Genomic DNA, 9837 nt, shown 5'->3' with positions numbered 1-9837 from the left:
CCCGGCGCCCGCTCGACGGCGTCGACAAGCAGCAGCGCCGGCCGGCCGGCGAGCCGGCAGGAGAGGTCGGCCAACCGGCTCACGCCGAAGACCGCCGCCGAGGCGGCCAGCACGTCGGCCGCGTCCGAGCCCTCGCCGACCAGCACCCCGGCCACACCGGCGGGGTACCGGGCCGCCACCGAGTGGGCGACGGTCAGCGCCAGGGCGCTCTTGCCGACGCCGGCCAGCCCGACCAGGCTCACCACCGGATACGCGCCGATCAGGTCGGACACCTCGGCCACGTCCCGGTCCCGCCCGACCAGCGGCACCGGCGGCGGCAACGCGATCGGCGTACCCGGGTCGTCCGGGGCGGGGCCCCGCGGACCCGGATCGGCCGGTGCGGGCCGGGCGGTGGTGACGAACTCCCGTCGCTCGTCACCGGTCAGCCCGAGCGCGTCGGCCAGCAGCTCGACGGTGGTGCGTTGGGGCCGGGTCGCCCGCCCCCGTTCCAGATCGCGGACCGTGCGCACGCCCACGCCGGCCCGGCCCGCCAGCTCGGCCTGGGTCAGGCCGGCGGCGAGCCGGTGCCCGCGTACCAGATCGGACAGCAGGGTCCGATCACCGGGGCTCCGCGAACGATCATGATCGGGAGTCATGGGCACGAAGAGTACGGATCGGGTCCGACGCTCCACAGCCCATCGTCAATCACCCGACCGAGCATCGCCGATATCCGACAGCCGGTCGAAACGGGGCGTCGCTTCACATACCGAGATCGCGGGCGATGATCATGCGCTGCACCTCGCTGGTGCCCTCGCCGATCTCCAGGATCTTGGAGTCCCGCCAGAAACGGGCCACCGGGTACTCGTTCATGAAGCCGTAGCCGCCGTGGATCTGGGTCGCCTCCCGGGCGTTGTCCACCGCGATCGTGCTGGCGTGCAGCTTGGCGATCGCCGCCTGCCGCTTGAACGGCTCACCGGCCAGCATCCGGGCGGCGGCGTCGTAGTAGGCCAGCCGCGCGGTGTGCGCCTTCATCTCCATGTCCGCGATCTTGAACTGGATGGCCTGGTAGTTGCCGATCGGCTGGCCGAACGCCTGACGCTCCTTCGCGTACTTCACCGACTCGTCGACGCAGCCCTGGGCCAGCCCGACCGCCAGCGCCGCGATGGCGATCCGGCCCTCGTCCAGGATGCGCAGGAACTGCGCGAAGCCCCGGCCGCGCTCGCCGAGCAGGTTGGCCGCCGGCACCCGGCAGTCGTCGAACGTCAGCTCGTGGGTGTCCGAGGCGTTCCAGCCGACCTTCGAGTAGCCGGGCGCGACGGTGAAGCCGGGCGTGCCGGACGGCACGATGATGGTGGACAGCTCCTTGCTGCCGTCCGGCTTCGTGCCGGTGACCGCGGTGACCGTGACCAGCGCGGTGATGTCGGTGCCGGAGTTGGTGATGAACGCCTTCGAGCCGTTGATCACCCACTCGTCGCCGTCCAGGACCGCGCGCGTCCGGGTGCCGCCCGCGTCCGACCCGGTGCCCGGTTCGGTCAGGCCGAAGCCGGCCAGCGCCTCGCCGCTGAGCAGCTTGGGCAGCCACTGCGCCTTCTGCTCCGGGGTGCCGAACCGGTAGATCGGCATCGCGCCGAGCGACACCGCCGCCTCCAGCGTGATCGCCACGCTGGAGTCGACCCGGGCCAGCTCCTCCAGCGCCAGGCAGAGCGCGAAGTAGTCGCCGCCCATGCCGCCGTGCTCCTCCGCGAAGGGAAGCCCGAACAGGCCCATCTTGCCCATCTGCCGCACGATCTCGTACGGGAAGGTGTGCTGCTCGTAGTGCTCGCCGATCACCGGGGCGACCACCTCGCGGGCGAATTCCCGGACGCTCTCCCGCAGCGCCTGCTGCTCCTCGTCGAGCCGGAAGTCCATGTCGATCCTCCTGGAAGGCGGGCCGCCGGGCGCTCGTGACGCCGGGAGCGGCTGAAAGCGTTAGGAGGGGCCCCTTTCCATGCACCAGGCGTTAAGAAGGGGCCCTTCCTTACCGGTCAGACGGGGGTGACGCCGTGCCGGCGCCGGGAGAAGTGCCGCTCCTTGCCGCGCGCGGCGGTGAACCGGCGCACCAGCTCGGCGCGCAGCTCGTGCGGCTCGACGATCGCGTCCACCACCAGCTCGCTGGCGAGGCGGACCACGTCGATGTCGCGCTCGTACTCCTCGCGCTTCGCGGCCACGAACGCGGCCCGCTCGGCCTCGTCCCCGATCGCGGCGATCTTGTTGGCGTAGACCGCGTTGACCGCGGCCTCCGCGCCCATCACCGCGATCTTCGCGGTGGGCAGCGCGATCGTGGCGTCCGGCTCGAAGCCGGGGCCGGCCATCGCGTACAGACCCGCGCCGTACGCCTTGCGGACCACCACGCAGATCTTGGGTACGGTCGCCTCCGAGATCGCGGTGATCATCTTGGCGCCGTGCCTGATGATGCCCTGCTTCTCCACCGCGCTGCCGACCATGAAGCCCGGCACGTCGCTGAGGAACAGCAGCGGCACGTTGAACGCGTCGCAGAGCTGCACGAACCGGGTCGCCTTGTCGGCCGAGTCGACGAAGAGCACGCCGCCCTTGAACATCGAGTTGTTGCCGACCACGCCGACGACCTCGCCGTTCAGCCGGCCGAACCCGATGGTCAGCTCCTTGGCCCACAGCGCCTGGATCTCGAAGAAGCTGCCGGAGTCGAGCAGGCCCTTGACGTACCGGCGCATGTCGAACGCCTGCCGCTCGCTGGCCGGAACCAGCGCGGCCAGGTCGGTCTTCGCCGGCGCGTCCACGGCCTCGACGGCCGGCGGCTCCTGCTTCCAGTTCGACGGCAGGTAGGACAGGTAGGTCCGCACCACGTCGAGCGCGTCGTGCTCGGTCTTGCAGAGGAAGTGCCCCACGCCGGACTCGGTGCAGTGCACCTTGGCCCCGCCCATCGCCTCCAGCGTGGTCTTCTCGCCGGTGACCATCTCGACCATCCGGTCGGAGCCGAGGTACATGCTGGCGTTGCCGTCCACCATGGCCACCACGTCGCAGAACGCCGGAATGTACGCCCCGCCCGCCGCGCTCGGCCCGAACAGCGCGCAGACCTGCGGGATCGAACCCGAGGCGCGGACCTGGTTCCAGAAGATTTTCCCGGCGCCGCGCCGGCCCGGGAACAGGTCGACCTGGTCGGTGATCCGGGCGCCGGCCGAGTCGACCAGGTAGACCATCGGCACGCCGGTCGCGTACGCCCGCTCGATGATCCGGATGATCTTCTCGACGGTGCGCGCGCCCCAGCTGCCGGCCTTGACCGTGGAGTCGTTCGCCATCAGGCAGACCTGCCGCCCGTCGATGGTCGCGGTGCCGGTCACCACGCCGTCGGCGGGCAGGCCGTCGGCCATCGCGTTGGCGTAGAGCCCGTCCTCGACGAAGGAGCCCTCGTCGACCAGGTAGGTCACGCGCTCGCGGGCGAACAGCTTGCCCTTGGCGGCATTGGCCGCGTGGTACTTGTCCGCGCCGCCGGCGCGGGCGCGCTTGCGCAGCTGCTCCAGAGCCTCACCGTCGAGCGTCACGCCGACTCCCTTGCACCCCACCGACCTGAACGATCGTTAGGCTACCTCACTCCCGCCCCCTCCGGCGACCCACCACCCGCCGCGCCCCGCACCTCCGGTCGGGGCGGCTCGCGCCGGTCGGGGCGGCTCCGACGGCTCCGACGGCTCGCCAGTTCGGCGTAGTGGCGCCATCCGCGCCGTCGGGACCCAGCCACCTCCCCGAGCTGGCGACCCTCTCCACCAGTTCCCCGAGGTGGCGGCACCCTGAGCCCGACCACGCCGGCGCTCCGACCCCGCCCATGCCCCGCGTCCCCGCCCCTGTCGCCCGCCCCTGCCCGCCCTCCAGCCCTCCCGTCCGCCCCCGCGATCAAGGGCTTAGCGTCACCCGAGCGTTCGGGGCCGACGCAAACTTCTTGATCAACAGGGAGGGGGTGGGCGGGACGGGGAGGGGCGGGGCGGGGAGGTGGGGTCAGGAGGGGAGGGGGGTCAGGCGGGTGCGGGGGCCGGCGCGGAGGACGCCCGACGGCAGCTTCTTGCCGACCAGGTGTTCGGCCAGCTCCGCCGCCTCGATCAGGGCGTCCAGGTCGACGCCGGTGTCGATGCCCATGTCGTGCAGCATGTGCACCGCCTCCTCGGTGGCCAGGTTGCCGCTGGCGCCCGGGGCGTACGGGCAGCCGCCGAGCCCGCCGACGCTGGCGTCGAACTCGGTGACGCCCAACTCCATCGCGGTCAGCATGTTGGCCAGGGCGGTGCCCCGGGTGTTGTGGAAGTGCAACAGCACCGGCAGCTGGGCGTTGCGGTCGCGTACGGCGGAGACCAGCTCACGGACCCGCCGGGGCGTACCCATGCCCGTGGTGTCGCCGAAGGCGACCCGGTCCGCGCCGTCGCGGGCGACGCGGTCGACGATCGCGGCGACCCGCCGCGGGTCGACGTCGCCCTCGTAGGGGCAGCCGAAGCTGGTCGCCACGATCACCTCGGCGGTGGCGCCCGCGCCGTGCAGCAGGTCGATCAGTTCGGCGATGTCGTCCAGCGACTCGTCGGTGGAGCGGTTGACGTTGCGGCGATTGTGCGTGTCGCTGGCCGACACCACCACCTCGATCTCGGTGAAGCCGGCGGCCAGGGCCCGCTGCGCGCCCCGGGTGTTGGGCACCAGGGCCGAGTAACGCACCCCGTCGACCTTCTCCGCCCGCTGCCACACCTCGTCGGCGTCGGCCATCTGCGGGATCGCCTTCGGGTGCACGAAGGAGACGGCCTCGATGCGCCACACCCCGGTCCGGGACAGCGCGTCGAGCAGCCGCACCTTGGCGTCGGTGGGGATCGGCTCCTCGTTCTGGAGCCCGTCCCGGGGGCCTACCTCACGGATGCTGACGTGGTCCGGCAGTTCCGCCATTGGGGGTCACCTCGCTGTGACGTCGTTCGTGCCTCGTCTCCCCGAAGTGTGACACCCCGACCGGGGTCGCCCCGCCGGCGGATCCGTGATGGTGTCGTGTCGGGCCACCGCCGTTCGTGGAGATGGTGGGGCGGCCGATCGGGCCGCGGCCCCGGACCGAGGGGGACGACATGACGGAGTACCTGATCGCGTTCAACGACGAGTGGGTGCACGAGCACACGGCGGACGAGATGCGCGAGAAGGACGTCGCCGTGCGGGCCGTGATCGACGAGATGCTGGCGGAGGACGTGCTGATCTTCGCCAACGGCGGGCTCGACCGGTCCACCGTGATGTGCGCGGTCGAGCCGGTCGACGGCAGGCCCGTCTTCACCGACGGCCCGTACGCCGAGACCAAGGAGCACCTCGGCGGGTTCGTCGTCGTGGACGTGCCGGACGACGAGGCGGCCCGGCACTGGGCCGGCCGGCTCGCGACAGCACTCGACTGGCCGCAGGAGGTGCACCGGTTCCGCGGCCTCGGGCAGACCCGGCGCGCCGTCTCCGGGCAGCGGTGAACGCACCCTCGGCGGTCGCCGTCCAAGGGGCGCTCACCCGGGCCCACCGCGACGAGTGGGCGCGGGTGGTCGCCGACCTCACGCGTCGCTTCGGCGACCTGCACGTCGCCGAGGACGCGACGGCGGAGGCGTTCGCGGCGGCCACGGCACGCTGGCCGTGCGAGGGCGTACCGCCCAGTCCCGGTGGCTGGCTCGCCACCACGGCGACCCGCAAGGCGATCGACTGGCTCCGTCGTGAATCGCAACGCGACGCCAAGCACCGGGCGGCCCTGATCATGTACGACGACACCCCTCCCCGACCGACCGGCCCGATCGGGGACGACCGGCTCCGGCTGGTCTTCGTCTGCTGTCACCCGGCCCTCGCCATGGAGGCCCGGGTGGCGCTCACCCTGCGCCTGGTCGGTGGGCTCACCGTCGCCGAGATCGCCCGCGCCTTCCTGGTCCGGGAGACCGCGATGGCGCGGCGGATCACCCGGGCCAAGGAGAAGATCAGAGCCGCGGGCATCCCGTACCGGGTGCCGTCGGCCGACGACATCCGCGAGCGGCTCGACGGCGTGCTCGCGGTGGTCCACCTCGTCTTCAACGAGGGCTACCTGGCCGGTGAGGGGGACGACCCGCTCCGCGTCGACCTCAGCGACCGGGCGATCCACCTCGGCCGGCTGCTCCGGACCCTGCTCCCGGACGACGGCGAGGTGGCCGGACTGCTCGCTCTGATGCTCCTCGTCGACGCTCGGCGGCCGGCGCGGGTGTCCCGCACCGGAGAGCTGGTGACCCTCGCCGAGCAGGACCGCGGCGGGTGGGACCGGGCCCGCGCCGCCGAGGGCAGGGCCCTGGTCCGGGAGCGGATCGGGGCGCTCGCCGCCGGCGGTGACCCACCCGGGCGCTACCAGCTCCAGGCCGCGATCAACGCGGTCCACATGGCGGCACCGTCCGCGGCGGACACCAACTGGTCCACGATCGTCGCCCTCTACGACCGCCTGGTGCTGCTCGATCCGTCGCCCGTCGTGCGGCTCAACCGCGCGGTCGCGGTCGCCGAAGTCGACGGTCCCGGGGCCGGGCTCGCCGAGATCGACAGGCTCGCCCCGGCCCTCGGCGGCTACCACGCCTTCCACGCCGCCCGCGCCGACCTGCTGCGCCGGCTCGGACGCGACGACGCGCGGGCGGCGTACGACCGGGCCGTCGATCTCGCCGGCAACGCCGCGGAACGCGCCTACCTGACCCGCCGCCGGGACCAGCTCGGCGGCGGGTCGACACGCGGCGGCGACCCCGTACCGGTGCCGGACGGCCGGTAGCGACGGCACGGCCGTCCGGCACCGGCGAGGGTCAGCGCATCCGGGCGACGATGCCGGTGTCGTAGTCGCCGGAGAGGAACTCCGGGTTCTCCAGCAGTTCGGCGAAGAACGGCAGGTTGCACTTCGGACCGGCGATCTCGAACTGGGCGACCGCCGCGCGCGCCCGCTCGACCGCCTCCTCCCGGGTCGCGCCGCTGACGATCAGCTTGGCCAGCAGGCTGTCGTAGAACGGGGTGACGGTGTTGCCGGCCACGTAACCGGAGTCGACCCGCACGCCGGCGCCGGACGGCTCGTTCCAGGTAGTGATCGCGCCGGGGCCGGGCAGGAAGCGCTTCGGGTCCTCCGCGTTGATCCGCAGCTCGATGGCGTGGCCGCGCGGGGTGAGCGCGTCCGGGTCGAACGTCGGCGCCAGGCCGGACGCCACCCGGAGCTGCTCCTCGACCAGGTCGACGCCGTAGACGTACTCGGTGACCGGGTGCTCGACCTGGAGCCGCGTGTTCATCTCCAGGAAGAAGAACTCCTGCGTGGAGGGGTCGAGCAAGCACTCGACGGTGCCGGCGTTGCGGTAGGCGACCGCCTCGCCGGCGCGGACCGCGGCGGCCAGGAAGCGCTCGCGCAGCTCGGGCGAGACCGCCGGGGACGGCGACTCCTCGACCAGCTTCTGGTTGCGTCGCTGCACCGAGCACTCCCGCTCGCCCAGCGCCACCACCCGGCCGTCGGCCAGGCCGAGGATCTGCACCTCGACGTGGCGTACCCGGGGGAAGTACCGCTCGATCAGCACCGAGCCGTCGCCGAACATCCGCTCGGCGAACGCGCGGACCTTGTCGTACTCGGTGCGCAGCGCGGCCTCGTCGGCGGCCACGCCCATGCCCATGCCGCCGCCACCCGCGGCGGCCTTGACCATCACCGGGTAGCCGATCTCGGCGGCGGCGGCGACCGCCGCGTCCAGGTCACCCGCCGGCTCGGTGGTGCCGGGCGCGACCGGGACACCGGCCGCCGCCATCAGGTTACGGGCGTTGATCTTGTCGCCCATCGCGGTGATCGCGTCCGCGCCGGGTCCGACCCAGATCAGGCCGGCCCCCTCGACGGTACGGGCGAAGTCGGCGTTCTCCGACAGGAAGCCGTAGCCGGGGTGGATCGCCTGCGCGCCGGTGCTCCGGGCCGCGTCGAGGATCGCCTCCACGTTCCGGTAGCTCTGCGCCGGGTTGGCCGGCCCGACACAGACCGCCTCGTCGGCCTCGGTGACGAACGGCAGGTCGGCGTCGGCCTCCGAGTGCACCGCGACGGCCCGGATCCCCAGCCGCCTGGCGGTACGGATCACCCGCCGGGCGATCTCCCCACGGTTGGCGACCAACAACGATTCGATCATGTTCGGCACGGACGTGACCCCTTCTCGACGCAAAGCCGGGGTCCCTTCTTAACACGCGTTAAGGTGAGCGCGGCGTGTCAGGTCGGGTCGGTGGGCGCGAGCAGGGCCGCCAGGGTCGCGCCGCGCAGCAGCTCCGCCCGCCGCCGGCGGTCGACCTCGCCGCCGAGGAACGGAGTCGAGTTCATCAGGCCGAACGCGGCGTGGGCGAGCACCCGGGCGGCGGCGTCCGGCAGGCCGGGGTGCAGCGCGGTCAGCACGGTGACCCACTCCTCCACGTACATCCGCTGGAGCCGGCGGATCCGGCGGCGCGGCTCGTCCGGAAGACGGTCGAGCTCGTGCAGGTGCAGCGCGATCACCGCCGGGTTGGCCAAGGCGAACTCGACGTGGAAGTCGATGAGCGACTCCAGCGCGCCGCGCGCGTCGTCCGGGTGGCCGGCGGCCCGCTCCCGCCCGCCCGCGAGCAACCCCTCGCTGACCGGGATGAGCGCGGCGACGAGCATCGCCTCCTTGCCGGCGAAGTGGTGGTAGAGCGCGGGGCCGGTGACACCGGCGGCCGCACCGATGTCGTCCATCGACACGCCGTGGTAACCGCGGGCCGCGAAGAGGCCGACCGCGATCTCCAGGATCTCGTCCCGCCGGGACCGGCGCCGGGCCGCACCCGCCGCACCCCGTGCCTGCTGTTCCACCGCCACCGGGCCAGCCTAGACCTCGCGTCGCGGGTGAGGCAGCCGTGGTTACCCGTCGGTCGCCTCACACCGCCGCGTCGTCAGTCCTCCCCGATGCCGTGCTCCGCCCGGATCTTCGCCGCCTCGGCCGGGCGGCCCTGGTCGTCAAGCGCCCGGGCGAGCAACCAGGCGGCCTGGGCCGCCGGACGGGAACCGGCGGGCAGCCCCGCGAGCACCGGGGCCAGCAGACGTTCGGCCTGGTCGGCCCGACCGTCGCGGAGCAGCAGCTCACCGGTCAGGACCTCGACCTGCGCCGCCTCGCCGAACGCCTCGATCGACCGCAGCCGGTCGGGCACGCCGTCCAATCGGTCGAGCGCGGCGGTGATCCGCTCCTCGGCGATCAGCACCCGGGCCACCGCGTCGGCGGCCATCGCCCGCTCGTACGTCACCACGGGCGGCTCGTCGGGCAGCCCGGCGAGCGCCCCGACGGCCTCGTCCACCCGCTCGATCGCGGCCACCGCCGCCGGCAGGTCACCGGACCAGTGCAGCGCGAGCATCTCCCGCCGCCGGGCCCGCAGCTCGTCCACCGGGTAACCGGCCAGCCGCCAGGCGGTCGCGGCCGCCGCGAACCGCTGCGCGGCCAGCGCGTCCCGGTCGGCGTCGTAGAGGATGCCACCGGCCTCCTCCAGCACCTGCGCCCGCTGCGGGAGGTTGTCCGGCCCGTCCAGGTTCTCGGCCAACCGGTCGAGCAGCCCGAGCGCCAGGTCGGGCTCGCCGAGCCCCTCGTAGATGCCCGCCAGCAGGTGCCGGCAGCGGTCGGCCTCGGCCTGCGCGCCGGCCCGGTCGAGGCCGAGCACCGCCTCCTCGGCCACCTCGGCCGCCTCGGTCAGCCGACCGGCGGCCCGGTAGGCCTCGGCCAGCTCCCACCGCAGCAGCGCGTCGCCCGGCAGCCCCTGCTCGACGCAGAGGGTGACCGCCTCGGCGAGGTCCTCCACCGCCTCGGCGGGCCGCTCGACGGCGAGCAGCGCCCGCCCCCGGGTGACCCGCAGCGGCAG

General features: G+C 73.4%; 8 protein-coding genes and 1 pseudogene. 2 read left to right on the top strand and 7 right to left on the bottom strand.

Annotated features, from left to right (window positions below; all coding sequences use genetic code 11):
- The 4 genes from HUW36_RS17540 to HUW36_RS17525 form a co-directional block, all read right to left on the bottom strand.
- A partial coding sequence (locus tag HUW36_RS17540) for a helix-turn-helix domain-containing protein (RefSeq protein ID WP_174529161.1) occupies positions 1 to 635 on the bottom strand: 635 nt, incomplete at its 3' end.
- Between the two features lie 103 nt (positions 636 to 738).
- Positions 739 to 1887 (bottom strand): acyl-CoA dehydrogenase family protein, encoded by a 1149-nt coding sequence (locus tag HUW36_RS17535; protein WP_174529160.1) that lies wholly within the window; start codon positions 1885 to 1887, stop codon positions 739 to 741.
- 116 nt (positions 1888 to 2003) lie between these two features.
- The gene (locus HUW36_RS17530) at positions 2004 to 3536 is read right to left on the bottom strand and encodes an acyl-CoA carboxylase subunit beta (RefSeq protein ID WP_174529159.1); all 1533 of its coding nucleotides are present in this window, start codon (positions 3534 to 3536) and stop codon (positions 2004 to 2006) included.
- 448 nt (positions 3537 to 3984) lie between these two features.
- Entirely contained in the window at positions 3985 to 4896 is a 912-nt protein-coding gene (locus HUW36_RS17525) for a hydroxymethylglutaryl-CoA lyase (protein ID WP_174529162.1), read from the bottom strand.
- Positions 4897 to 5075: 179 nt separating this feature from the next.
- Between HUW36_RS17525 and HUW36_RS34090 the strand changes: the two genes are divergently transcribed.
- Together HUW36_RS34090 and HUW36_RS17520 are read left to right on the top strand one after the other, a co-directional pair.
- Positions 5076 to 5456 (top strand): YciI family protein, encoded by a 381-nt coding sequence (locus HUW36_RS34090; protein ID WP_246248204.1) that lies wholly within the window; start codon positions 5076 to 5078, stop codon positions 5454 to 5456.
- Positions 5453 to 6748 carry an RNA polymerase sigma factor gene (locus HUW36_RS17520; protein ID WP_217428828.1) on the top strand — a complete coding sequence of 432 codons (1296 nt, stop codon included), beginning with the start codon at positions 5453 to 5455 and terminating at the stop codon, positions 6746 to 6748. Before HUW36_RS34090 ends, HUW36_RS17520 begins: the two co-directional genes overlap by 4 nt.
- 31 nt (positions 6749 to 6779) lie before the next feature.
- On the opposite strand, the gene HUW36_RS17515 is transcribed toward HUW36_RS17520, so the two are convergent.
- The 3 genes and pseudogenes from HUW36_RS17515 to HUW36_RS17505 all read right to left on the bottom strand — a co-directional run.
- Positions 6780 to 8117, bottom strand: coding sequence for an acetyl-CoA carboxylase biotin carboxylase subunit (locus HUW36_RS17515; protein ID WP_174529157.1), 1338 nt, complete (start codon positions 8115 to 8117; stop codon positions 6780 to 6782).
- A 77-nt stretch (positions 8118 to 8194) separates the two neighbouring features.
- Positions 8195 to 8809 (bottom strand): TetR/AcrR family transcriptional regulator, encoded by a 615-nt coding sequence (locus HUW36_RS17510; protein ID WP_174529156.1) that lies wholly within the window; start codon positions 8807 to 8809, stop codon positions 8195 to 8197.
- Positions 8810 to 8883: 74 nt separating this feature from the next.
- Positions 8884 to 9837 (bottom strand): annotated as a pseudogene (locus HUW36_RS17505) (hypothetical protein); the annotation flags it as partial.

This window comes from Micromonospora maritima, assembly GCF_902825405.1.
GTDB classification, from domain to species: Bacteria; Actinomycetota; Actinomycetes; order Mycobacteriales; family Micromonosporaceae; genus Micromonospora; species Micromonospora maritima.
The sequence above is the reverse complement of the archived record's forward strand: the minus strand, read 5'-3'. Positions and strand labels throughout refer to the sequence as shown.